Annotated in this window: 19 protein-coding genes; 5 read left to right on the forward strand and 14 right to left on the reverse strand. The window is 50.7% G+C overall.

Going from position 1 to position 22775, the window contains the following annotated elements; translation table 11 throughout:
• Nucleotides 1-51: 51 nt before the first annotated feature.
• Nucleotides 52-651 carry a hypothetical protein gene (locus H7U12_RS20285; RefSeq protein WP_186641522.1) on the reverse strand — a complete coding sequence of 200 codons (600 nt, stop codon included), beginning with the start codon at nucleotides 649-651 and terminating at the stop codon, nucleotides 52-54.
• 363 nt (nucleotides 652-1014) lie between these two features.
• On the opposite strand from H7U12_RS20285, the gene H7U12_RS20290 reads away from it, so the two are divergent.
• The 3 genes from H7U12_RS20290 (at nucleotide 1015) to H7U12_RS20300 (ending at nucleotide 10283) form a co-directional block, all read left to right on the forward strand.
• Nucleotides 1015-1965 (forward strand): N-acetylmuramoyl-L-alanine amidase, encoded by a 951-nt coding sequence (locus H7U12_RS20290; protein ID WP_186641524.1) that lies wholly within the window; start codon nucleotides 1015-1017, stop codon nucleotides 1963-1965.
• Between the two features lie 437 nt (nucleotides 1966-2402).
• A complete protein-coding gene (locus H7U12_RS20295) occupies nucleotides 2403-4727 on the forward strand; it encodes a penicillin-binding protein 1A (protein ID WP_186641534.1) in 2325 nt (774 codons plus the stop codon).
• A gap of 1374 nt (nucleotides 4728-6101) precedes the next feature.
• Nucleotides 6102-10283: a T9SS type A sorting domain-containing protein gene (locus H7U12_RS20300; RefSeq protein ID WP_186641537.1), complete on the forward strand. Its 4182-nt coding sequence runs from the start codon at nucleotides 6102-6104 to the stop codon at nucleotides 10281-10283.
• Between the two features lie 219 nt (nucleotides 10284-10502).
• Here the strand turns inward: H7U12_RS20300 and H7U12_RS20305 are convergent, their stop codons facing one another.
• From H7U12_RS20305 to H7U12_RS20315, 3 genes are all read right to left on the reverse strand, one after another.
• Nucleotides 10503-11417, reverse strand: a complete 915-nt coding sequence (locus tag H7U12_RS20305) for a TIGR01777 family oxidoreductase (protein ID WP_186641539.1) — start codon at nucleotides 11415-11417, stop codon at nucleotides 10503-10505.
• Between the two features lie 143 nt (nucleotides 11418-11560).
• The gene (gene folE / locus H7U12_RS20310; protein ID WP_186641541.1) at nucleotides 11561-12226 is read right to left on the reverse strand and encodes a GTP cyclohydrolase I FolE; all 666 of its coding nucleotides are present in this window, start codon (nucleotides 12224-12226) and stop codon (nucleotides 11561-11563) included.
• Nucleotides 12219-12626 carry a 6-pyruvoyl trahydropterin synthase family protein gene (locus H7U12_RS20315; protein WP_186641543.1) on the reverse strand — a complete coding sequence of 136 codons (408 nt, stop codon included), beginning with the start codon at nucleotides 12624-12626 and terminating at the stop codon, nucleotides 12219-12221. The genes folE and H7U12_RS20315 overlap by 8 nt, the downstream gene beginning before the upstream one ends.
• A gap of 143 nt (nucleotides 12627-12769) precedes the next feature.
• On the opposite strand from H7U12_RS20315, the gene H7U12_RS20320 reads away from it, so the two are divergent.
• Nucleotides 12770-13528 (forward strand): DNA repair ATPase, encoded by a 759-nt coding sequence (locus H7U12_RS20320; RefSeq protein WP_186641545.1) that lies wholly within the window; start codon nucleotides 12770-12772, stop codon nucleotides 13526-13528.
• A gap of 202 nt (nucleotides 13529-13730) precedes the next feature.
• On the opposite strand, the gene H7U12_RS20325 is transcribed toward H7U12_RS20320, so the two are convergent.
• The 5 genes from H7U12_RS20325 to H7U12_RS20345 all read right to left on the reverse strand — a co-directional run bounded on the left by H7U12_RS20325 (nucleotide 13731) and on the right by H7U12_RS20345 (nucleotide 16802).
• Entirely contained in the window at nucleotides 13731-14513 is a 783-nt protein-coding gene (locus tag H7U12_RS20325) for a nucleotidyltransferase domain-containing protein (protein ID WP_186641547.1), read from the reverse strand.
• A 112-nt stretch (nucleotides 14514-14625) separates the two neighbouring features.
• Nucleotides 14626-15279, reverse strand: a complete 654-nt coding sequence (locus tag H7U12_RS20330) for a DUF4272 domain-containing protein (protein ID WP_186641549.1) — start codon at nucleotides 15277-15279, stop codon at nucleotides 14626-14628.
• Between the two features lie 76 nt (nucleotides 15280-15355).
• Nucleotides 15356-15988 (reverse strand): hypothetical protein, encoded by a 633-nt coding sequence (locus tag H7U12_RS20335; RefSeq protein WP_186641551.1) that lies wholly within the window; start codon nucleotides 15986-15988, stop codon nucleotides 15356-15358.
• Between the two features lie 78 nt (nucleotides 15989-16066).
• Nucleotides 16067-16429: a hypothetical protein gene (locus tag H7U12_RS20340; protein ID WP_186641553.1), complete on the reverse strand. Its 363-nt coding sequence runs from the start codon at nucleotides 16427-16429 to the stop codon at nucleotides 16067-16069.
• A gap of 103 nt (nucleotides 16430-16532) precedes the next feature.
• A complete protein-coding gene (locus tag H7U12_RS20345) occupies nucleotides 16533-16802 on the reverse strand; it encodes a beta-sandwich domain-containing protein (RefSeq protein WP_186641555.1) in 270 nt (89 codons plus the stop codon).
• Between the two features lie 1053 nt (nucleotides 16803-17855).
• Here H7U12_RS20345 and H7U12_RS20350 point away from each other — a divergent pair.
• Nucleotides 17856-18776 (forward strand): bestrophin family protein, encoded by a 921-nt coding sequence (locus H7U12_RS20350; RefSeq protein ID WP_186641557.1) that lies wholly within the window; start codon nucleotides 17856-17858, stop codon nucleotides 18774-18776.
• 92 nt (nucleotides 18777-18868) lie between these two features.
• On the opposite strand, the gene H7U12_RS20355 is transcribed toward H7U12_RS20350, so the two are convergent.
• The 5 genes from H7U12_RS20355 to H7U12_RS20375 form a co-directional block, all read right to left on the reverse strand.
• On the reverse strand, nucleotides 18869-19723 hold the full coding sequence (locus H7U12_RS20355) for a pirin family protein (protein WP_186641559.1): 855 nt from the start codon (nucleotides 19721-19723) through the stop codon (nucleotides 18869-18871).
• Between the two features lie 80 nt (nucleotides 19724-19803).
• On the reverse strand, nucleotides 19804-20634 hold the full coding sequence (locus tag H7U12_RS20360; RefSeq protein ID WP_186641561.1) for a Cof-type HAD-IIB family hydrolase: 831 nt from the start codon (nucleotides 20632-20634) through the stop codon (nucleotides 19804-19806).
• A gap of 361 nt (nucleotides 20635-20995) precedes the next feature.
• On the reverse strand, nucleotides 20996-21511 hold the full coding sequence (locus H7U12_RS20365) for a YdeI/OmpD-associated family protein (RefSeq protein ID WP_186641563.1): 516 nt from the start codon (nucleotides 21509-21511) through the stop codon (nucleotides 20996-20998).
• A gap of 50 nt (nucleotides 21512-21561) precedes the next feature.
• Entirely contained in the window at nucleotides 21562-21981 is a 420-nt protein-coding gene (yiaA, locus tag H7U12_RS20370; protein ID WP_186641565.1) for an inner membrane protein YiaA, read from the reverse strand.
• Between the two features lie 81 nt (nucleotides 21982-22062).
• Nucleotides 22063-22626 carry a Crp/Fnr family transcriptional regulator gene (locus H7U12_RS20375; RefSeq protein WP_241749569.1) on the reverse strand — a complete coding sequence of 188 codons (564 nt, stop codon included), beginning with the start codon at nucleotides 22624-22626 and terminating at the stop codon, nucleotides 22063-22065.
• Between the last annotated feature and the right edge of the window lie 149 nt (nucleotides 22627-22775).

Genomic DNA, 22775 nt, shown 5'->3' on the forward strand with positions numbered 1-22775 from the left:
TCTGTGAAACGGCTGCGGTCTCTCAGAGGTAGAATTAAGCTGGAAGTTGGCTTAGATCAGGATCAAGCGGTCCTGGAGCAGGGCCCGGAGTTCGGGCGGAAGCCCAAAGTGGGTGTCCATGAAATCGTCCAGAATCTGGCGGGTATGCGCGGAGAGGCATTCCTGAATCTCCTCCATCGCCTCGCCGCTGATCATGTACGGCATGTAGGTGTAGAACAGGTCTGCCCCGCCGCATTGCGCGAAAATCTGGTACTCTCTGCAAGCCGAACGCGGGGTGCCGTGCACGATGCAGTGCGAAAGCCAGTTGTCCAGATTCAAAGGATCGGGCAGGGAGAGCAGGGCCTCGCGGCGGGCCACAAAATCCACGCGCTGCGCAAAGTAGGCGTTGATCTGTCGCTTCGATTCCTCTGATAACTCATTGCGTAGCTGCTGGGCGCAGTTCAGGCACATGGCGTATTCAAAGACCACATCCCGGAGGCCGGCCTGGGGGTACACGCGCACGGCTTTCTCCACCAGGTAATTCACGCCTTCTTGCAGCAGCTGGCAGTTACAGGCGATGCAGGATTGGAACGGTTCGCCGGAGGCCTCTGAGTGAAGTTCTCTGGGAAGCGGCTCAAATTCATGTTCGAGGTGAATAGGAGGTAAATCCATGGGCAAAGGTGATCAGAATACGACAAGGCACCTAAGTTACACTTTTGTCTTAAATGCAAGTGCTTGTTTTGAAGGTGTTTTCTGAAAAGTACCCCTAAAACAGCAAACGGGTGGTGGTGCAAATGGGCGAGTTGGGTGAGGATATCGTTGAAAATGCAGCTCAGTCAAGACAAGGGGCAAATCCGTTTTAGGCCTGTTTTCCGGATTTCGGGGGTAAAACGGAATGGGCCGCTATGCTCACGGAAAGGAAAAGCGGCGGGCCGGATTTTTCTACAGCGAAAGCATGAATTCTCTCTGTAGTTCTAGGGAGGGCTGATGCCAATGGAAAATTTCTCATCTTTGGCGTAGTTAAACACCTTTGCTATGACACGTACCCGTCTCCCCTTGCTTTTTCCGTTTGTACTGGCCCTGGCGCTGGTTTCCTGCTCCACCAATCCGTACGCCACCACCAACAAAGTCTACAAGAAACAGGCGAAAGCCTTCGCCAAAACCCTGCGCACCACTCCCGTGACCAATAAAGGAGAAGACAGCCTGCGGCAGGGAGACCAATGGGTAGGCACCACCAATTTCAGCATGCGCAAACCCAACTACGTGGTCATTCACCACACGGCGCAGAACTCCACGGAGCAGACCTTGAAGACGTTCACCATGCCCAAAACGCAGGTGAGCGCCCACTACGTGATTGGCCGAGACGGCAAGGTGTACCACATGCTCTCCGATTACCTGCGGGCCTGGCACGGCGGCTCAGGCAAATGGGGCAACACCACCGACCTGAATTCCTCGTCCATCGGTATTGAGCTGGACAACAACGGTGCGGAGCCTTTCGCCGAGGAGCAGATCAACAGCCTTCTCCAAGTATTGGCCATCCTGAAGAAAACCCACGGCATCCCTACGGCCAACTTCATCGGTCACTCAGACATTGCGCCCTCCCGGAAAGTAGATCCCAACCCCACCTTCCCCTGGAAGCAGCTGGCCCAAGCGGGTTACGGGATCTGGTATGACGAGGAAGCCGTGCGCAACTCGGTGTTCGAGTCGGTAGTACCGCCTTTTCAGGATTCTGCCGCCACAGCGGGCGTAGACAGTGCCGCGGTGCGGGTAACGCCGCTACCAACTCCGGCAGCAGTAGTGGCGGTAGATACCATTCCGGCTTCGTTTCAGCCCAAAGACGCCCTCCGGATCATCGGGTTTGATGTGTCCAACCTGGAGGCGGCTACCAAGGCGTTCAAGCTGCACTTCATCCAGAAAGAAGTCAACGGCATTCTCACCGATGACGACAAGAAGGTTTTGTATCATCTTTACAAAAAGAGCCTCTAAACGCCTATCCGCATTCTTGAAGTCAAAGCATCAGTTCTCGTTCCCAAATGTCTGTCTGCATTCGTGAATGTCCCCCCTTGAAGGGGGATGATTTCTCCTGCTGATTATTGCGTTCCCAGAAACTAGCAGGGCAATCCTCTGTGGTTGCCTTTGCTCTGTTGGAGAGGTTAAACGGTTCTTCATGCGTCTTGTCATCCCCCTACCCCCTTCAAAGGGGGACCAAATAGAAAGCATTTAACGCTTGGGACTGAAACTATACTTAAAGAACGTTCTTTTCCTAGCTTGTAAGCGTGCGTACTTCCCCACAGATTCCTTCCGTTTTGAGCCTGTTTTCAGAAAAGGGGCCGTAAACCGATGCACAACTTCGGGAAACCCAACACTTTCCCGTAACTTTAAGCGTTTTTGAGAAAGCGGGTTCTGTGCCCGTGACTAGCCGCATGCCAGAAAGTAAGAAGATAGCTCCCCCACGTACCAAATACCATAAATGGATCAGAAATCTCTGGAAGCTCTTTGTCTTCGGGGGACTTTTCGTTATCCTTTATTTCGTTTCCGTGGACCTGAACCTGTTCTACCTGTTTGGGGAATCGCCGGGCCTGGATGACCTGGAAAACCCCCGGAACAACCTGCCCTCGGAGATCTACACCTCAGACGGGCTGCTGGTGGGGCGTTACTTCCGCGAGAACCGCGACCTAGTACCGTATGACAGCATCGCGCCGGTGATGGTCAAAGCCTTGGTAGCTACCGAGGATGAACGGTTCTACGAGCACCAGGGCATTGACCCCATCTCGGTGCTGGCGGCCGTGAAAGACAACCTGAAAGGCGATTCGCGCGGAGCCTCCACACTTACGCAGCAGTTAGCCAAAAACCTCTATAAAACGCGTACCAAGAACACCAAAGGCATTTTGGGACACGTGCCGCTGCTGTCTACCGTGGTGGCCAAAACCAAGGAGTGGAACACCTCCATTAAGCTGGAGCAGCGCTACACCAAAGACGAGATTCTGGGTATGTACCTGAACACCGTGGATTTCGGGAGCAACGCTTTCGGGATCAAAGTGGCCGCCAAAACCTTCTTCAGCACCACGCCAGACAAACTGAAACCTGAGGAAGCCGCCATGCTGGTGGGCGTCCTGAAAGCGCCTACCACCTACAACCCGCGTTTCAACCCCAAAAACGCGCTGGCCCGCCGGAATGTGGTGTTGCAGCAGATGGCCCGTAACCAGGTGATCACCGCCGCCCAAGCCGATTCCCTGACCCAACTCCCCATCGACCTGAAGTACCACGTGGAGCAGCACCTGGACGGCGTGCCCGCCTATTACCGCCAGACGGTGAACGAGATTGTGCGCAAGTGGGCCGAGGAGCGCGAGCTGGACATTTACGCCGATGGCCTCAAAATCTACCTCACCATTGACTCCCGCATGCAACGCCTCGCGGAGGAAGCCCTGCACGAGAAGATGAAGAGCCTGCAGAACCGGTTTGAGGGCCACTGGCGCGGGAAAAACCCGTGGGTGGATGATCAGAACAAAGAGATTCCGGGATTCATTGAGAATGCCATCAAACGCACCAGCGTTTACCAGTCGCTCAAAAACAAGTACGGGTCAGACACCGCCGCCATCAACGCGGCCCTGAACACGCCCAAGAAGATGACCGTTTTCAGCTGGAAAGGCCCCAAGGAAATGACCATGAGCTCCATGGACTCGCTGCGGTACTACAAACGGTTTCTGCGCGCCGGTATGATGACCATGGACCCGTTCACCGGCCAAATCAAAGCCTGGGTGGGCGGTATTGACTACGAGAACTTCAAGTATGACCACGTGAAGCAGGCCAAGCGCCAGCCGGGTTCCACGTTTAAGCCGTTTGTGTACGCCGCCGCCATTGACGGAGGCTACTCGCCCTGTGACAAGATCCAGGACAAGCGCGTCACCATCAAGTACGTGGAGAACGGCAAGCCGATGGAGTGGACACCGCATAACGCCAGTTATTCCATCTCGGGCAGTAACATGACTTTGCGACACGCCATGGGCCGTTCCATCAACACCGTGACCGCGCAGTTGACCGAGGCCATCGGGTGGGATACCGTCCGCAAATTCGCCCGGCAGTTGGGTATCACCAGTCCGCTGGAGGCGGTGCCGTCCATCGGGTTGGGTTCGTCAGACGTGAGTATCTATGAGATGGTGAACGCCTATAGCACCTTCGTGAACAACGGCTTCCTGAACAAGCCCATGCTGGTGATGCGCATAGAAGACCGCAACGGCAACGTGGTGGAGCAGTTCAATCCGCAGCAGAAACGCGTGATCTCCGAGGAAACCGCTTTCCTGATGGTGCACATGCTCAAAGGAACCATGGAAGAGCCTGGCGGTACCTCACAGGCCCTGTGGGAATACGATCTCTGGAAGAAAGGCAACCAGATTGGCGGCAAGACTGGCACCACCTCCAACCACTCAGACGGCTGGTACATGGGCGTGACGAAGGACCTGGTGACTGGCGTGTGGGTAGGAGGCGAAGACCGCAGCATCCACTTCCGGACCTCGTCTACCGGTGAGGGTTCTAAGACGGCCCTGCCTATTTTCGGGCGGTTTATGGAAAAGGTATACAAAGACCCAAGCCTGGGCATTAAGTTGGGCGTTTTCCCGAAACCCAAGGTCAAGATCAACAAGCCCTATAACTGTGTCACAGTAGTGCCTCGCCGGCCGAAGGTGCAGGACTCAACCGCCGTAGATACCATGCTGGAGCAGATGAATGACAGTATTTCTTCTCAGTTCTAACCTGATGAACCCAGCGTACAGAAACTAAACGTCCACGCGCGTTTTAAGCCCCAATTGGGAAAGCAAAGGCAAAAACAGCCATGCTCCCAGTTGGGGCTTTTTGTTTCTGTAACGCCTTACAAATGGGTGCAGAATGAAAAGCTTTTCTTGTCTCTGCCTTTTGCTCGTTCTTGGGTCAACTGTTCTGCAAAGGTTGGAATGCCGTAAGCGAGCAATCCGCTGGCTGTTCTCGTTTAGAATGACATCTGTGGATGCTGCTTCAGAGGAACCCCTTTCTTCTCTGGTCTGTCGGTCTTGGGGCAGAATGCAGTGTTTTGGCCTCGGCTAATCCAATTTCCGCAATCAGCCGCGGATTCAGCCGAAATAGGAGATTTTCTCTCCTTCGGTTCTGCGATTTTACACAGCATTTTTTGTCCTGTTTTTACTTAAAACAGAGAAGTAGCATTTCTCAAATAAGCACTCTGAAAAGCGCTTTCTTGCCTTGTTGTGCCGTGAAAGTAACTTACATAGGGCGGGTGAGATGTAAATTATTGAAAATCAACTGGAAGGGTAAAGTTCTGATAGTGTTTTTAGTTGTAATCTTAAGTGAATAGAGTACCACTTTCTTTTCTGTGAACTTTCTAAGATTTAGGTATAATTTACATATAATTATCTGTTTTTCAATTGTTTATATGTTTGTGCTCTATAGTTGATGGAAAAGTTATATAAAGGGAAAAGTATAATTCTTGAACAATTTCATAGGTATGGTATTTATTTACAACTATTTAAGGATGAGTTTTGGGAGGTGAGTTTTACTTCGGGTTCTTGGAAAAATAAATCTGCTGCTACGTACTACCTGAATAAAAGGTTTAAATTCTTTATATATGCTTATTAATCTATTTTTAAAGTTATATTATGCTGTTTGCTTGGCTTTGTTTTAGTCTCTAATTTTGAAACATGTAAAAGTAGAGAGAAATTGTACTCTTTATGATGGTTTCATTTAATACAGATACGGCTTATACGATAACTACATGATATAAACCCGCTTCTATCTTGGTCTAAATTGAAATTTAAAGGGTTGTTTGTTTAACGTCCCAGCCAAGCAATATGAAGTATGTGCGTTGAATTGCATTTTCCCCTCTTTAATAGGAATCTAATTACAGGTGTAAGTATGCTTGCATACTGCTTTGTGATTATTGTATATTGATTTTATCCTGTTCCTGGCAATTCTCTTTCTGCTTCTTGTCGCAGTTCTTGCGAGTGCTCTCCCTACGCTTTATTACCTCTAATTCTGCTAATGCTTTCTGTATTAGAGGTTGAAAGTCGCGCCCAAATTGTACTAAGTCCTGAAATGCCTCCCTGACTTGCCCATTCATCTACCCTATACCACGCGCCATGAACCCACTTAAACCCATTCTTTTAAGCTTATTAATTTTATTTTCCTGCCTAGTGCCCAGAAGTTCTCCTGCCCAGGCCGCTTCTGAGGTAAAACTGAAAGTCGTTTCCATTAAACCCTCCATCAATACCGGTACAAATTACTCTGCCTGGTTGGCGGAGGACCTGGACAAACTGGTGGAGACCAACTGGTCAGCCATCAACAAACAATACGTTGACGTTGTGTTGAAACTAGAGACCAGAAGTGCCATCTCCAGGGTTTCGCTCTTCGACCACGAAGGAATTTTCCGCAGCAACCCGGCTACCATTTACGCTTTAAACGGAACTGAGAGGATTAAGCTGGGGACGTTTAACGGGTCACGCTATATGGAGTGGGTAGATGTTAAATCAGGCAAACCGGTAGAAGCGGACGCCATCATCATCCGGAAGTACCTCAACAATATTCCGCAGAAGGTAAAAATCTACGGCAAGCCGCTGAAGGCCACCGGTAATGGGAATTCCGCAAAAACTCCCGCGGTGATCTCCTTTGCCGCGCTGCCCACCAAGACCTACGGTGATGCTGCCTTTAAGCTGACGGCCACCAGTACCAACACCAATCCGAACGCGCCAATCACCTTCACGTCCTCCAATACGGCCGTAGCAACGGTAGCCAATACTGCCCAGGGCTGGAAAGTGACCATCAAAGGTGCCGGCACCGCCAACATCATCGCGTCACAGCCAGCCTTCGGGAAATACGCCGCGGCAGTGAGCGTGAGCAGAGCATTGGTGGTGAGCCCTAAATCAGCCGTTATTACGTTTGCCGCTTTGCCCACCAAAAAAGTAGGCGATGCTCCTTTCTTCCTGACTGCCTCCAGCACCAACACCGCCACGCCAATCACGTTTACCTCCTCCAATACCGCCGTTGCCACCGTGGCGAAAACCACCAGCGGCTGGAAAGTAACCCTGATAGGAGCTGGTACCACTACAATCAAAGCGTCACAGGCGGCAAGTAGCACGTATGCTGCCGCCCCCAGCGTCAGCCGAGCGCTGACAGTAACCTCACCTGCGCCTGTTGCGTCAGTGATTACGTTTACCTCCCTTCCCGAAAAGAAATTTGGTGATGCTCCTTTCCTGTTAAAGGCCACCAGTACCAATACTGCCACGCCCGTTACATTTACCTCTTCCAACACTGGGGTGGTTTCTGTGGCCAACACCAGCACCGGCTGGAAAGCAACCATCGTGGGCGTGGGTATCGCTACCATCACCGCGAAACAAGCAGCCGGCAACGGCTATGCCGAGGCTACTTCGGTGAGCCGCTCCCAGGTGGTTTCTGCTCAGCCGGCCGTTATTTCTTTTGCGGCTCTGCCCGCCAAGAAAGTAGGCGATGCGCCGTTTATGCTACAGGCCACCAGTACCAATACTGCCACGCCTGTCACCTTTACCTCTTCTAATCCAGCAGTGGCCACCGTCACCAAGACGACCGAAGGCTGGAAAGCCACTATCCTGAAAGCCGGTACTACAACCATCATTGCCGCGCAGGCTGCCGGCGGAAATTATGCTGCCGCGGCGAGTGTGAGCCGTTCCCTGGTGGTGAGTGAGGTAACGGCAGTACCAACAGTGCCATCAGTAATTACTTTCGCGGCCTTGCCCGCGAAGAAAGAAGGGGACGTGCCTTTCGCGTTAACGGCTACCAGCACCAATACCGTAACACCTATCACGTTCACGTCCTCTAACCCGGCGGTAGTTACTGTAGCCAATACTTCTGCCGGCTGGAAAGCTACCGTAGTAGGAGCGGGGACCGCTAGCATCACGGCTTCTCAAATAGCCGGCAACAACTACGCCGCCGCTGCGCCGGTAAGCCGGACCTTGACGGTGAGTTCTGACATCAATGAAGTGAAACCTCCCAACAACGGACCTGTAGTGCAGGGCGAGATTCCGTACAAAGCCTATTGGGGGTACCACAAAGACAAAAGCAACCAGAGCATTGACAAACTGTTCAACGGCGTGATCAATGAGACAGTGCACATGGGTACTTCTGAGCTTTTGCCCGAGGCAGACATCGTGCTCAACTTCCCAGACCAAATGGAGGTGGAGTTGCAGAAGATCAGTTTCTTTGACGGCCAGGGCTCTATCCCCGCCGGGTTTGAAGTGAAATTCATCTACGTGGAGAAAGGAACCGGCCGCGAGATTGCCGGTCCGTTGTACAACGGCAGCCGGTATAACTTCTGGATTGACCACGCCATTACCACGCCTATCAAGGTAAGTGCGGTGATCCTGCGCAAGAAGAAAGGCGTACGATTGCCAGACGAGATCAAATTCTACGGGAAGTACAAGCCGTACACGCCACCAACCTTCACCAAGCCGGCGTATCCGCTGAAGCGGATGCTGGGTATCAACACCTATCCGTCAGATAACACCAGTACCATCCCTGAGCGATTGGTGCAGAAAATCAATGCCATTGCGCCGTACCACGTAGTGAGAGACTATGTAGACTGGGGCGTTCTGGAAACCAACATGGAAGGCGAGTATGCTTTCCAGCCCACCATGAAAGGGAACTGGAAGATGGACGATATCTACGCCCGCCACAAAGCCAACGGCAAAGAAGTGCTGGTGTGCTTAAAGAACATTCCCGGCTGGATGCTGTCCACCTACCCGGCCGCCATCAGAGACGCTGAAAACGCACCCATGCCGTACAAGAGCAGCTATACTACCGTCACCAGCTCCGGTACCAACTACTTCAACGAGCAGTACACCGCCGACAAGCAGAAGCCTGCCTCTTACGTGAAAGCAGCCAAGCTGGCCTTTCAGTTTGCCGCCCGCTACGGTTCCAACACCAACGTGAACCCCGCCCTGGTAAAAACCAAGAGCACCGTGAAGATAGGTTTGAACCTGATTTCCAAAATGGAGGCCAATAACGAGCCAGACCGCCACTGGAAAGGCCGTCAGGCCAACCAGACCAGCGATGAGTACGCCGCTTACCTGAGCGCCTTCTATGACGGACACATGGGCACCCTGGGCGCCGATGTAGGCGTAAAGCAAGCTGACCCGAACATGAAAGTGGTGTGTGCCGGTATCGCTTCTACCAAAACCGCCTTCTACCAAGGCATCATCGACTGGTGCAAGAAAAACAGAGGATACCTGCCCAACGGGAAAGTCAACCTGTGCTTTGACGAGATCAACTACCATGCCTACAACAACAACTATGACGGCGAGCAGTACGCGAACGGTAGCCGGGTAGGGGTAGCCCCGGAGCTTTCTTTGGCACCTCTGAACATCAACAATTTCCACCAGATCAACCGCGAGTTCATTGGCGACGGCGATATGCCCATCATCATCACCGAGACGGGGTATGACTGGAACAGCACCACCCAGGGAACCAAAGTGATCGGTAGCAAAGATAAGTTCCAGGTGCAGGGCGACTGGATTCTGAGAAGCTCGCTGGAATATGCCATGGCCGGTCTGTCTGGTCTGTATTTCTACCAGCTGTATGATGACCCATCCGGTTCCATCACCAACACCACTCAGTACGCCACCAGCGGACACGTAGACCGCGAGACCTTCGTGCGCAGACCCGCCGCCGATTACATGGCCCAGGTTTGGAAGCATTTCGGAGATTTCGTTCCGGTGGAGCGCCTGAGCAAAGACCCTAGAATTGACAAGTACCGAGATGACAAAGGCCAGAACATGTACGCCGCCTGGATTCCGGATGAGAAAGACCGTCGCAGCGATTACACCCTGAGCCTGGGCACCGACTCCGCGAACGTGTACTATACCCGCATCGGGAGAGATTCCATGGAGGTGGTCAAAGTGAAGACCGTCGGCGGGAAGCTGAAGGTCACCGTCTCTGAGACGCCTATCTTTATTGTCGCCACCGGTCAGCCGGTCATCACAACTCTCAACGCGGTAAACACCCAGGCTGCCATCGCGCCGCAACTGGCCGTGGAAACCAGGCTGAACGTCTATCCGAATCCGTTCACCCAGAACACCACCCTTGAGTTTGTAGCGGCCGAGAGCGGAGACGCTGTGGTGGATATCTTTGATGCGCAGGGTAAGTTGATCAAACACCTCTTCGTGGGCAAAGCTGAGAGTGGTGTCACCCAGGCTCTGCAGTTCAATGGAACAGGCCTGCCCGGTGGCGTGTACATCGCCCGCTTCACCACGGGCAAGCAGACTGTCACCAAGAAACTTTTACTTATCAACTAAGCTATTTGAAGTTCAAAGCCCCTGGGGAACGTTCCCCGGGGCTTTACTTTACGGCTGGACACAGCGCTTTTATTCGGTCAGAAGTCCGGCCGCCCTACCCAACAAAATTGAAGAGCGAGACAACTGCTGTTTTAGGGCCGTTTTCGCAAAATCGGCTTAAAAAAGAAATCCCTCACTGGAAACGTCCAGTGAGGGATTTCTTTTTAGGTGAAAGCCTGATTAGCTGTTCTTGTCATACAAAGACTCCAGGGCCTCCTGCAGTTCATTGTACTCAAAGGTGAAGCCGGTCTGCAGCACTTTGGTGGCGCTCACGCGGGAACTGTTCAAGACAATCTCGCTCATCTCGCCTAACATGAGCTTCAGCCCGAAGGCGGGGACGTTGGGGAACACCATGGGGCGTTGCATCACCTTGGCCAGGTTGCGCGTGAGTTGCTCGTTGGTGGCTGGGTTGGGCGCCACGGCATTGTACACCCCTTGCATCTGGCGGTCTTCAATGGCTTTGATGCACAGGCGGCACAAATCATCAATGTGAATCCAGGACATGTACTGCTTGCCAGAACCCAGCGGCGAGCCGGCCATCATTTTAATGGGCTTGGCTATCTGCGGCAGGGCTCCGCCTTTGTTACTCAGCACAATGCCAATCCTGAAAATAACGGTTCTGATGCCCAGGTGATGCACTTGCCAAGAGGCGTCTTCCCAATGTTTGCAGACCTCGGCCAGGAAATCTGAGCCGTAGGTGCTTTCCTCCATCATAAGCCGGTCACCGGAGTTGCCGTAGATGCCTACCGCCGAGGAGGCCAGAAAGCCTTTCACGTGGTGGGTTGATTTCTCCAGATAATGGCAGAGCAGGTTGGTGGAAAGAATGCGGCTGTTCAGGATCTCCTTTTTACGGGCTGCCGTCCATTTCTCCCCGGAAACGCTGGTGCCGGCCAGGTTGATGATGTAGTCGGCGTAGCGGATGGCGTTCTCATCAATGTAGCCTTTCTGCACATCCCACTTAAAGGTTTTGTAACGGGCGTATTTGTCCGGGGTGCGGCTGAGGTGGGCTACTTCATAGCCACTGTCAATCAACATCTCTGACAGGCGTGTTCCCAGTAAACCGGTGCCCCCGGCAATCAATATCTTCTCTGACATGTTGCGTTCTCTACAGTCTAGGCCAGACCTGCTTATACGACGATGCATAAAATTAGGTAAGGCCGCTACTTATTGGCAAAGTAGTGAGGTGGAAACACCGTGTGAGCCTGAAAAATTCATCTTTCGGGTTAGAAGTTAGCAGGTTACCCATTGCGCCGGATGGCCTGTAAAAACTCCATTCTATAAGCGTCCTGCTCAAACAAACCAGAGTACTCAGAAGTGATGGTGCTGCTGCTCACATCGTTCACGCCGCGGCTCATCACGCACAGGTGATCGGCTTCAATGAGCACGGCCACGTTGTCAGATTTGAGGACGTCACGCAGTTCCTGGGCAATCTGGCGGGTAAGGCGCTCCTGCACCTGCGGGCGGCGGCCGAAGTACTGCACAATGCGGTTCAGCTTAGACAGGCCAATCACGTGCCCTTCTGGGATGTAGGCCACGTGGGCCTTGCCGATGATGGGTACAAAATGGTGTTCGCAGCTGGAGTAAAGGGTGATGTCCCGCTCTACCAGCATCTGGCGGTAACCGTATTTGTTTTCGAACAGGCGGGCCACCGGGCGGTTCTCGGGGTTGAGGCCGTCAAAGATCTCTTTCACGTACATCTTGGCTACCCGGCGCGGCGTGCCCTTGAGGCTGTCGTCTTCCAGGTCCAGGCCCAGCAGCTGCATGATCTCCCGGAAGTGGTGGGCAATGCCGTCAATTTTCTGCTCATCTGTGAGGTCAAACGCGTCTGCGCGCAGGGGCGTGTCTAATGAACCGGCCACGTGCTCTTCTGCGGGATCTTCCTCGTTCCAATCCCTTCTATCCATGGTATTCAACAAAGTTTCTTTCGGTTTCAAATAAAGTGAGGGACAACGCAAGGTTCTCTGGGAGGTGGGGGCGTAAGCGCTGCCAGATCACTACGGCGATATTCTCGGCGGTGGGGTTTAGGTGCTGAAACTCCTGGGTGTCCAAATTCAGGTTTTTGTGGTCAAATTTATTTAAAATTTCTGCTTTTATCAGAAGACTCAGCTTTTTCATGTCATAGACATAGCCGGTGTCCTGGTCCACGGGCCCGGTCAGCTTCACAATGAGCGTGTAGTTGTGGCCGTGGAAATTGGGGTTGTTGCACAGCCCGAACACGTTTTGGTTCTGCTCCTCAGACCAGTTAGGGTTGTGGAGCCGGTGGGCGGCGTTGAAATTTTCTTTTCGGCAGACGGTCACATTCATAAGGCAGAAAACAGGAGTAGGGGCAATTTAGTTTTCATTTGGGGTATTACTACTATACGGTCTCCGGATAAATTTGCCGCAAGAGGTGAGCCGCTGCGGGTAAAAGCGTTAATTTTGGGGCTTACAATCTGAAAGTTCTAGACATGGAAAGCACACGTACGCGGGTAGCGGCAGTGGCACTGCTGCTGCTGGTTTGGGGAATGGCGACTTCGGCCTGGGCGCAACGCTCAGCGGTAGAGGAAACCGAGGTAGAGGTAAACGGCATCAGCCGCAAAGGCCAGCGCATCATCATCCAGCTGGACAGCAAAACGGTGGAAAAAGCGTGGGCCAGTTACCTGAAAGAGAAATCTGGTGGGGCGGTGAAAGGGCCTTCCCTTCTGCCCTCGCTCAAGGCCCAGGCCGGCAAAGGCATCTACACCGTGGAGAAAGGCCAGATAGACACCATCAGCGCTAACCCCATGCGCATTGTCTCCAAAGTGGAAGCCACGGAGCAAGGCACCCAGTTGTGGTGGTCGCTGGACTTTGGCAATGCTTACCTGAGCAAAAAAGACACGCCCAAAGAGTGGGCCAGCGGCGTGTCATTGCTGCAGCAGTTTGCCCGCAATCTTTACAAGCAAGACATTCAGCAACAGATCAACGATGCCGAGATGGTGGTAGTCAACACCCAGGTGAAAGCCGATTTAGTGGTGCGCGAAGCCAACGAGATCCAGAGCAGAATCACCAAAAACCAGCTGAAGAAACTGGAACTGGAAGCCGCCCTGGCCGCCAATGCCAAAGAACTGGAGCAGCTGAACAAAGAAGTGCAAGCCAACCAGAAACAGCAGGAGGCCAACAAGGCCGAGTTGGTGAACATGCGCCGTGCCGTGGAGCTGGTGAAAGCGAAAATGGACAAGATAGACTAAGCACCTTTCCTCCACCAAAACAGCAGGGCCCGATGTGATTATCACATCGGGCCCTTTTAATTATACAAAGTGTCTTTAGATGTTAATATCAAAGGATGCTACCGTTGCCAACTCTTGGGTTACCAGTGAGGCACCCATGGTCTACCTCTGAAAAGTTCGTGGCCAAGCAAGGGTTTTGTCTATGCCTTGCTAGCACATGCCTTTATTTTCCCCGAGACTCAATTGCTTCAAAATATTCCATCACCCTTCTTTCTGTCTCTTTTTGGAGGTTGATACCTTCAAAAAGAGACGTTCTTAACGTCCGATAAAGGGCAACGGCATGTTGTAAGCTATCCAGTAACGCTTGCCGCTCATATACCGGGATGGTTTGTTTAAGTTGGGCCAGGTCTTCTGGATTGAGTTCGCGTTCTACTTTTCTCACCCCTCGGGGCAGATTTCCGTTTTTGATATGCAGTAAAGGACCGAATACAACCATTCTCAGGAACCCTAAGAAATCAAACGCTTCCAGATATTCACCCCGACCAATTTTTACTAATGCGTAATGAACCCAAATCCAGAAACGGTCTTCTATCCATTGATAATCTGGGTAGGGATACTTGGCAGTGGAGTTATTTAATGCATCTTGAAGTTGACCGTCTGTGTCCAATAATAGAATAGGTGTTTCAACCCGTGAATGGAATTCAGCGATTGTTAGAAATTTAATGTCCACATGAAGTAAGGGATTATCATAAAGGCAGATTAAAACCCTGGGCTCACCCACGTGTTCTCCTGTAAACCCAGACAAAAGCGTGCCTAATTTCTTTGCATAGTCCAGCATTGCTCCTTTACGCTCTGAAATTTTCTCTCTGGTGACAAGAATGAGGTCAAGGTCAGAAAACTCATCCATCTCATTGGTCAGCCAAGAACCGCCCACCGCTAAGCCGATAACATCTTTATCAGTTTCAAGGATTTTCCTGGCTCGGTCCGCAAACTCAATTTGTATCATGGTGTTATTCGCTTTTTTTCTTTGTGTAAGCGTGTTGCTAACGGGAAGGCTGAACGACGGGCGAGGCCATTGCCTGAAGCAGCCGTTTACACGTGGTTGCGCAAGTTGTTCATTAAGTGTCTAAAGAAATGCTGTCCCATTCATACGCACGATAGCAAGTATATTCAAGGGCCTTTCTTCTTTCCATTATTATATCCAAATCAACTTTGTCAGATTCTTTGCCTGTTAAATGATTGTTTCTTGCAAACCAATGAGCGCGGTAAAACTTATCCAGCATTTCAAAAATCTCTAAGCGGCTCCTTAGTCTGAATTTTTTGATATATGGTTCTGCTGATTCGTTTTTCTCAATATCAGGTGTCATTGATGCAAGAGAATCTTCAACCCCTGTATTGAGGGATAATTGATTATGGAGTCCACCTATCCAAGCAAATGTCCAAATAGCTTCTACATACCAGTAAATATCTATTTGGTCCTGCTCTGGTAAATCCTGATACTCCGATTGCAAGTACCTCAACTCGTCACTTGTCAGATTGTCTGAGAGTTTATTGGCTTCAATCAATTTGTTGATTATGTGGTTTGGAGCTCCAAGATGAAGTTGGAAAATAGCTAATTGAACCATCTTTCTCTTAGCTATTTGTTCAGCGTCTCTAAAGTCTGGATGATCCAGATAAGGAAGATGTTCAATCACGTCAATTCCATTTGAACGAAGGAGCTTAGTGTTCTTTAATTTGATTTCTTCTGGTTTAATTTTCTTATTGAACCACATTGTTTTTCAATTATGCCCAACGGTCTTGTGTAAACATTATGCTAGGCCGTCGGCCGACGCATAATGTTTAGCAATGTTAGCGATTGTTATTTTTTCTAAATATTCTATATAACAGGAATGTACCGCAGTTAAGAGCAGTAAAGAAGCCACCAAGGCTTTTAGCAGGATTGTTGGTGAAGAACTGATTGTGCAAGATAAATACCATCAAGGTTATGGCTGCAACTCCAATGAGTTTACCCCAAGGGGTATCGTAAATTAACTTATTCTCCATGATTTGTTGGTGGCTTTCTTTATCATGCTTTTGTATGGCTTTCTTTAGTTCTTCGTAAAGTTTTAGGAGTTCTCCTTTATCGCTTGTCCTTGTTCCTATAGAAAGGTTTTGTCCACTATTGGTGAATACTTTCAAATAGATGAACTCTGGACTGTCATCCTTCAATTTGATGCTGCTAATACTTTTTATTTTAATAGTCGTCCCATCCGCTATTATTAAATCATCAGAGATCTTAATAAGCTTTTCTCCGTCAACGTAGAACATTATGAAATAGAAAGCTAGTCCAGTACCTATAAGGAAAGGAATAGAAGCAATAGTTTTACCAGTCTGCATTTCTAATTCCAAGTAAATCCCGAAGGCTGCAAATGGGAGTAGGCAGCCAAATGAAAGCAACAATGCTTTATTTGGAAGGATATATTTTACTTGGTATGACTTCATTTTATCAATTACCGCTAACGTCTAGTATAAACAACGGGCGAGGCCGTCGGCCGAAGGCTGATGTTTATGCCTTGTTAGCTACTGCCTTTTTCTTTCTTCTGCTGTTCCTTTTTTCCATTTTGAGGTTCTTTCAGAAATTCGGTTGCCAAGTTTCAATCCTTCTGGGCCAGCAAAATCATCCCAAACTCCTGTCGGTAAAAACCATTGGTGGATTTGTGTCAAGTCGGTTTTATTGTTGTATTCAATCCAGTCTATTTCATCTTCTAACGCTTCCCTGAATTGCTCAACTGAGTCAAAGTCGCCCGAATGTCCGCCAATTTTATTCTTAAGCATTTTTTCGGCTACATGAAGGTCGTCAAGTAGTCCGTAAAAGTCCCACTTTTCATAATACTCGAATTTTGTAAGCTTTCTGGGCTTTTTACCGAAGAGCCATTTCAGCATTTTTCATTTTTAAGATAGTAGCTAACGGTTAGGCTAAACGACGGCGACAGCCGTCGGCTGGAGATGACGTTTAGCTGTTGTTGTGCGGAGTATTTCTTCTTTTTTAGTAATAAGCCCACATTTTGATTTTAAGCTCAACTATTTCACCTGTTTTAAATTCTACAGAGTCGGTTAAGCCAGTATATCCAATAAAGGAAGCCCTTATCTGATACTTTCCAGAAGGAATGTGATTGAATTTAAATTCTCCATTTTTGTCGCAATATGCTGAATACGACTTTTGGTGATTGGATAATCTTACATCTGCTTGTGGTAAATTCCATTTAGTTTTTGGGTCGAACACTTTGCCATACACGTTTACGGTTAATGTGTCCATGATTCCGATGTTCTTTCTTTCAATAATAGCGTAATCGTGCTTATTTTTAGTTACGCTATTATTGCAACTAAAAGAAAGCAACCCAAAAACTAAAGGTAGAATTATCCTTTTCATATTACGCACTACTATTGGATAAACGGAACACCTTCGGTTATTGGCTCTTTAGTTGGAGTAGTTCAGGCTGCTTTTGCAATTGCCACAAACCTGTTCTAGCTCCATTTATATTATATTTTTCTGCTAATGTAACCATTACATACAGATTGTCAAGCGGGCGCTTTTGGCCTTTGATGGTAGCTATACTCGATTAGTATCCAGTCTATTGCGCTCCTGTGTGTTCGTGGCCTCCAGGCCGGATTTTGGTGCGCGTTCAGGAAGCGCACCAGCAGCGATTGGTAGGTGCGGGTGGTGCTCAAGGACTAGTTGAATTGCTACCGCCTCTCCAGACAGGCAAGGGCAGAGTGGTAGCCTGGATAAGTGGTAGATTTGCCCTATAAAAGCGCATCGCGCTCATATTCCTCATCTTCCATGCGCCGAGCAGCCAGACATTTGCCGTACTCCTTTCTGATGCTTAGTTGAACTAATTCAAGCGATGATGAGCCTGCTTCAAAGTAGTAGGCGTAACTCTCTTTCAAGGTTAAGGCTCGTCAGGTTCATCCTGAAGGGCTGATTATGATGACATCGGGTCCCGCTGTTTCAGGCCGATTTTCTGAAAAGACGTCCAAAACGGCTCAGCCTTTTCCAATCTGCCCGCGCGGTTTTAGCGGTGTTTTATAGAAACCAGGCGTAAATCAGCGTACAGGCATCAGGTATAAATCAATTCTCCGCTACTTGCCTCTGGTAGGTGAAGCAGGCCATTCTCTCAGGTTCTCCTAACCATTTCTCTCGTATTCCGGAGGACGGTGTTTTAAAGCTGTTTTAGCCGAAACTGCCTCAAAACAGTGGAGCACGTGGCGCGCGCATTGAAAAGCCACGGAGTGCAAGTTGTGGTCTGGAACTGTACCTTTACGGGCGCAGAACCAACCACGCGGGCGCAAAGCCGGTACAGGGGAACGTATGATTATAAGACAAAGAGAAAATTGGTTTAAGATGCTCTTCGTGTGGAAGGGCTCGGTGTTGCCCGCCATTCTGCCCCGCCTCGGGCTGTTGCTGCTGATCTCGGTGGGCGTGGTGTTTGTGCAGGGCCGTCTGTTTGAGTACAAAATCCCCCTGAACCCGGCGGCGTTCACTTTGCTGGGCGTGGCCTTGGCCATTTTTCTGGGTTTCCGGAACAACGCCAGCTACGAGCGTTTCTGGGAAGGCCGCAAACTCTGGGGTGCCCTCCTGATTGACACCCGCTCGCTCACCCGCCAAGCCCTGACCATGACCGGACTTCCGGCCGATTCTCCCGAGGTGCTTTCCTTTGTGCGCCTGCTCATCGCCTTCACCTACGCCCTGAAACACCAACTCCGCAGAACCGATCCCTCCGAAGATTTCCAGCGCCTGCTGTCCCCAGAACTAGTACACCAACTCGCAAAAGCCCGCTTTAAACCGATCCTGCTGCTGAGAGAAATGGGAACGTGGGTGCAAACCGGAAAAGAAGCGGGCCGCATTGACTCCATCACGCAAGCCGCCATTGACCACAACCTGAACCAGCTCTCCAACATTGTAGGCGGCTGCGAGCGCATTGCCAGCACGCCCATTCCGTACACGTACAACGTGTTGCTGCACCGCACCGTGTACCTCTACTGTTTCCTGCTGCCGTTTGGCCTGGTAGACAGCATCGGCTGGATGACGCCGCTCATGGTGGTGTTTGTGGGCTACACCTTCATGGCGCTGGAATCCATCGTGACCGAGATTGAGGAACCCTTCGGCACCGAGCCCAACGATCTGGCCCTGAACGCCATCAGCCAGACCATTGAAGCGTCGCTGCTGGAGATGGCCGGTCAGGAAGTGCCCAAAGCCCTGAAGCCTAAGAAGAAGTTTATCCTGGATTGAGTTTCTGCCGTGAAAAGCACCGGAAAGGGAAATCCCGCTTTGGGGCCGTTTTCTGAAAAACAGGCCCGAAGCGGTTTGGAAAAAACGTCAGATTAGTGGTTCCAGGAACCGAATTTGCCTTGCTGGTAATCGGCGTAGGCTTGGTGTATCTCGGCTTGGGTGTTCATCACGAACGGACCTTGCGCCACCACGGGCTCATTGAACGGCACCGCGTGCCCGAAGAGCAGAATGCTGTCCTCAGAAGCCTCAATGCTCAGTCCCGGCGCGTCATTGTTGAACTCCACCAGATTCCGGAACGGCACTGGCTGTCCGTTTACCGTTAAGGTGCCTTTGATGATGTAGAAGAAGATGTTCCGCTCAGCGGGCACCTGCACCTCCAGTTTCCCGCCCGGCTGAAAATACACGGTACTCAGCATGATGTCAGACAAGGTGTCAAATGCGCCTTGGTGGCCGTCCCAGGTGCCGGAAACCAGGTTCACGGTTACTTTCCCTTCGTCCAGCGTGAACGTGGGGATGCTTTCTTTCTGCAGACCCTCGTAGCGCGGCTCGGTCATTTTGTGTTTGGCGGGCAGGTTCACCCACAGCTGCAGAATCTCCAGCGGTCCGCCCGTGCGCTTGAATTCTGAGGAAGAAACCTCGGCGTGAATCAGGCCCCGGCCTGCGGTCATCCACTGCACGCCGCCGCCGGTGATCACGCTCTCGTGCCCGCCGGAGTCTTTGTGCATGATGTCGCCCTCCAGAATGAAGGTCACGGTTTCCATGCCGCGGTGCGGGTGCGGCCCGAACGGCAAGCCCCGGTTATTGGGTTTGTAGACCTGGTGGCCGTGGTGGTTCAGAAACAGGAACGGGTCTACCTGCTGAAGGCTTCTGGAAGGTAGCGGCGAATACGTCACCAGATCAGCGATGGGCGAGTACTCAGCTTTATGAATTTTCTTGATGCTTCTCATGTGGGTACATTGAATATGCTGCTGTATACGCGAACGGCCGCCAGAAAGTAACCGAACGCGCTATCCGGCAGGAAAGTAACCTACGCCTGCAATAAATGTTTTTCAATGGCGATGGCCACGCCGTCTTCAATGCTGGGCGCGGTGACTTCCTTGGCGGCGGCTTTGGCTTCGTCGCGGGCGTTTCCTACGGCAATGCCCAGACCCACCGAGCCCAGCATCTCCACATCGTTGTAATTGTCGCCGAAGGCCATCACGGACTCCATCCCGAAATCATAGTGTTTTTCCAAAAGCAGCTTCAAAGCAGAGGCCTTGGAAATGGTCTTCGGGGCGATTTCCAGGTAACGGTCGTTGGACCGGTAGATGTGCAGCTGACCTCCGAACCTGGGGTGCAAAGCTTCCCACAACGTCTGGATTTCTTCGGCGGGGCCCATGCACATGACTTTGTGCGCGCCCGTAGATGCAGCCTGCCAAGCTTGTAAGACTTCCTGGGTGGAGGAGAGGATGGGCGTCACCTTGGTATGGCGGATTTCCCGCTGGGTCCACTCATCGTCCTGCGGCGCATGCCAGTTATCATCTTGGTACAGACTCACGTTGATGCTGGTGCCCTGGGCCAGCTCAGCGATCTCCAGACACACCGAGGCCGGAATCTGCACGGTGTCCAGCACCTGCGGCTCCTGGCGGGAGTCATCGTAGAGCAGCACGTAGCCGCCGTTGAAGCAGATCATGGGGTGGTGCAGAATGCCCAGTTGTTCCTGCAAATGGCGCACGGCGCTGGGTTGCCGGGCCGAGGCCATGATGAACGGCAGGTTTTTGTCCAGGCGTTGGATCGTATCAATGGTTCTCTGGGAAAGCTCGCGGTCTTTGTTGAGCAGCGTTCCGTCAATATCGGTGCAAATGGCGCGAATGGTCATGGGTAGGTTAGAAATCAGATTTAGTCCGGTAAAGGTACGGGCAGATGGGAAATTGGGAGGAAAGAAGTTGCAAAAACGTTTTGGCCTCCTTTCTGAAAAATGATGCCAAAACGGAAATTGCTTAAGCTGTTTCCGGTTGGAGAAGGCAATACGTGAGGGAGACAAGGCATGCCTTGTCTCTACATGCATCATCCAACAATGGGCAATGAATTAAAAGGTGGGCAGAGGATGGGCAGAAAATCCCCTCCTCGGAGGGGTAGGGGTGGGTACAGAGCGTTTTAACGCCGTTTTCCAGAAAATGTGCCCTAAACAACTGCGTCCTTTTATCATCCACTCAGGACTCAAGACTCAGAACTTACCATTATGCTTTCCGCTTCTCCATACCCAGAATTTCGCGAAAGGTTTCCTGGCCAGGCTTTAACCGCTTCAGGTTTTCAATAAGGTTGATGGAACGGTCAATGCGGAGTTGGGAGCTTTTGACGGCTCCCACGTGCTGGATGATGTAGCGCTGCATGCCGGGTTTGAGTTGGTCAAAGCGGGCTTTGCCGGCATCGTCTTGACGGAGCAGCTCGGTGAGTTCCTCGGGCACGGGCGTGCCGTATTGGCTGTCGTCTTTCTCCAGCGAAACCGAGACGGCGCTTCCTCCTTTCAGCCCCAGCTGCTTCAGGCGTTGTTTGGAGAGCGTGATGTACCCGCGGCCCTGGCCTAGCGCCACAATACCGCCCTGGTAGGTGAGCTTTTTGTTCACGGTTACCAGCAGCCGCACGTTGAACTTGCCACCCAACTGCTGCACCACCTCCGCCGGAATCTCTAGGTAATGCGTGCCCATGAGGTACTCTAATTTACCGATGTGGGTGGTGAAGTGAAGGGGAGGCATAAAATCTAGTAGTAACGTTATTTCACACGCTAATATAAAATCATGCCCCGTTAATTCACCTCCATATTATTCTTAGCAGTCACTTCTTTTCCTAGACTGTCTCTGGTGTTTTTCTGGACCGCAATAGCAGCAAAAAGGCTCAGCAAAAATGACATGGCATAAAACCCTTTTTCACTAAGGAGCAAATCTGCGTTCCAAAGTCCCACTGTTAGCAACACCACGGCTAGAATGGTAGAAAACCAACTGAGTCCATAATAAATAGTGGTAACCGGAATACCGTCTAATTGGTCGCGCACACTTTTCTGGAGAGAGATAGCCGAGAATAAACCATACATTAATATAGTAAAATAGTAGCCCTTTTCATTCAGCAACATTTGAGCATTCCACAGCCCGATTATGTAAGCTGTCATCCCAGTAAGCAAAGTAGCCCAAGAGGCCGCTACAAACGCATTTGATGGTTTCTGATTCATTTTTGTCTTTGGTTAAATGATGAATCAAAAGTATACCAGTCCCAAATCCTTTCCTTTGACAATTGTCAAAAAGCAAAAGTATCAAACGTGACTCCGGATTCTGCTCAGCGTTTCCTGACTAATACCCAGGTAGGACGCAATCTGGCCGAGAGAGATTCTCCGGAGAATATGTGGGGAAGACTCAAGTAGTTGTTCGTACCGCTCCCGGGCCGTTTTGAACTGCATGGCCATTAAGCGCTCTTCCAGCCTAATGTAGTATTGCTCATTGATAATCCTTACAACGCGCTCCAGGTCTTTATGCAAATCAAACAACTGGTTCAAAGCTTCATAACTAATACCCCACAAGGTGGAGTCTTCTAAAGTTTGTATGTTTTCTATACCCGGCTTGCGGGAGATGAAGCTATAGAAGGAAGTGATGAAATGGTTTTCAAAGCCAAACCAATAGGTAATTTCCTTTCCGTCCAGGTTATAGTACCCACGCAGACAACCTTGTTCCAGGAAGTATAAATGATTGCACACCATCCCTTCTTGTACTAAAAACGAGTTCCTCGGAATGCTCACCTGCGTCAATGCTTTGGAAAGAGCCTCCCACGCACTTAATGAAATTGGATGGTATTGTGATATGCAATTGAATAGCGCATTCATTGTAAAGCTCTTCTGCTGGAGGGATTGACGTAGAGTTTATTATTTAGAAGAAAGGGTTGTTGATTCTTAATAAAGTAGCCTAACGGTCTCGTGGATGAGGCGTGCATGGCCGTCGGCCGAAGCATGGCTTATGAACCTTGTTAGGCACT

It is taken from the genome of Rufibacter sediminis (assembly GCF_014269285.1).
Taxonomy (GTDB): domain Bacteria; phylum Bacteroidota; class Bacteroidia; order Cytophagales; family Hymenobacteraceae; genus Nibribacter; species Nibribacter sediminis.

Coding starts and splice junctions, on each gene's coding strand:
- H7U12_RS20285 (WP_186641522.1), bottom strand. CDS start 651: ATGGATTTACCTCCTATTCACCTCGAACATGAATTTGAGCCGCTTCCC.
- H7U12_RS20290 (WP_186641524.1), top strand. CDS start 1,015: ATGACACGTACCCGTCTCCCCTTGCTTTTTCCGTTTGTACTGGCCCTG.
- H7U12_RS20295 (WP_186641534.1), top strand. CDS start 2,403: ATGCCAGAAAGTAAGAAGATAGCTCCCCCACGTACCAAATACCATAAA.
- H7U12_RS20300 (WP_186641537.1), top strand. CDS start 6,102: ATGAACCCACTTAAACCCATTCTTTTAAGCTTATTAATTTTATTTTCC.
- H7U12_RS20305 (WP_186641539.1), bottom strand. CDS start 11,417: ATGTCAGAGAAGATATTGATTGCCGGGGGCACCGGTTTACTGGGAACA.
- folE (WP_186641541.1), bottom strand. CDS start 12,226: ATGGATAGAAGGGATTGGAACGAGGAAGATCCCGCAGAAGAGCACGTG.
- H7U12_RS20315 (WP_186641543.1), bottom strand. CDS start 12,626: ATGAATGTGACCGTCTGCCGAAAAGAAAATTTCAACGCCGCCCACCGG.
- H7U12_RS20320 (WP_186641545.1), top strand. CDS start 12,770: ATGGAAAGCACACGTACGCGGGTAGCGGCAGTGGCACTGCTGCTGCTG.
- H7U12_RS20325 (WP_186641547.1), bottom strand. CDS start 14,513: ATGATACAAATTGAGTTTGCGGACCGAGCCAGGAAAATCCTTGAAACT.
- H7U12_RS20330 (WP_186641549.1), bottom strand. CDS start 15,279: ATGTGGTTCAATAAGAAAATTAAACCAGAAGAAATCAAATTAAAGAAC.
- H7U12_RS20335 (WP_186641551.1), bottom strand. CDS start 15,988: ATGAAGTCATACCAAGTAAAATATATCCTTCCAAATAAAGCATTGTTG.
- H7U12_RS20340 (WP_186641553.1), bottom strand. CDS start 16,429: ATGCTGAAATGGCTCTTCGGTAAAAAGCCCAGAAAGCTTACAAAATTC.
- H7U12_RS20345 (WP_186641555.1), bottom strand. CDS start 16,802: ATGGACACATTAACCGTAAACGTGTATGGCAAAGTGTTCGACCCAAAA.
- H7U12_RS20350 (WP_186641557.1), top strand. CDS start 17,856: ATGATTATAAGACAAAGAGAAAATTGGTTTAAGATGCTCTTCGTGTGG.
- H7U12_RS20355 (WP_186641559.1), bottom strand. CDS start 19,723: ATGAGAAGCATCAAGAAAATTCATAAAGCTGAGTACTCGCCCATCGCT.
- H7U12_RS20360 (WP_186641561.1), bottom strand. CDS start 20,634: ATGACCATTCGCGCCATTTGCACCGATATTGACGGAACGCTGCTCAAC.
- H7U12_RS20365 (WP_186641563.1), bottom strand. CDS start 21,511: ATGCCTCCCCTTCACTTCACCACCCACATCGGTAAATTAGAGTACCTC.
- yiaA (WP_186641565.1), bottom strand. CDS start 21,981: ATGAATCAGAAACCATCAAATGCGTTTGTAGCGGCCTCTTGGGCTACT.
- H7U12_RS20375 (WP_241749569.1), bottom strand. CDS start 22,626: ATGAATGCGCTATTCAATTGCATATCACAATACCATCCAATTTCATTA.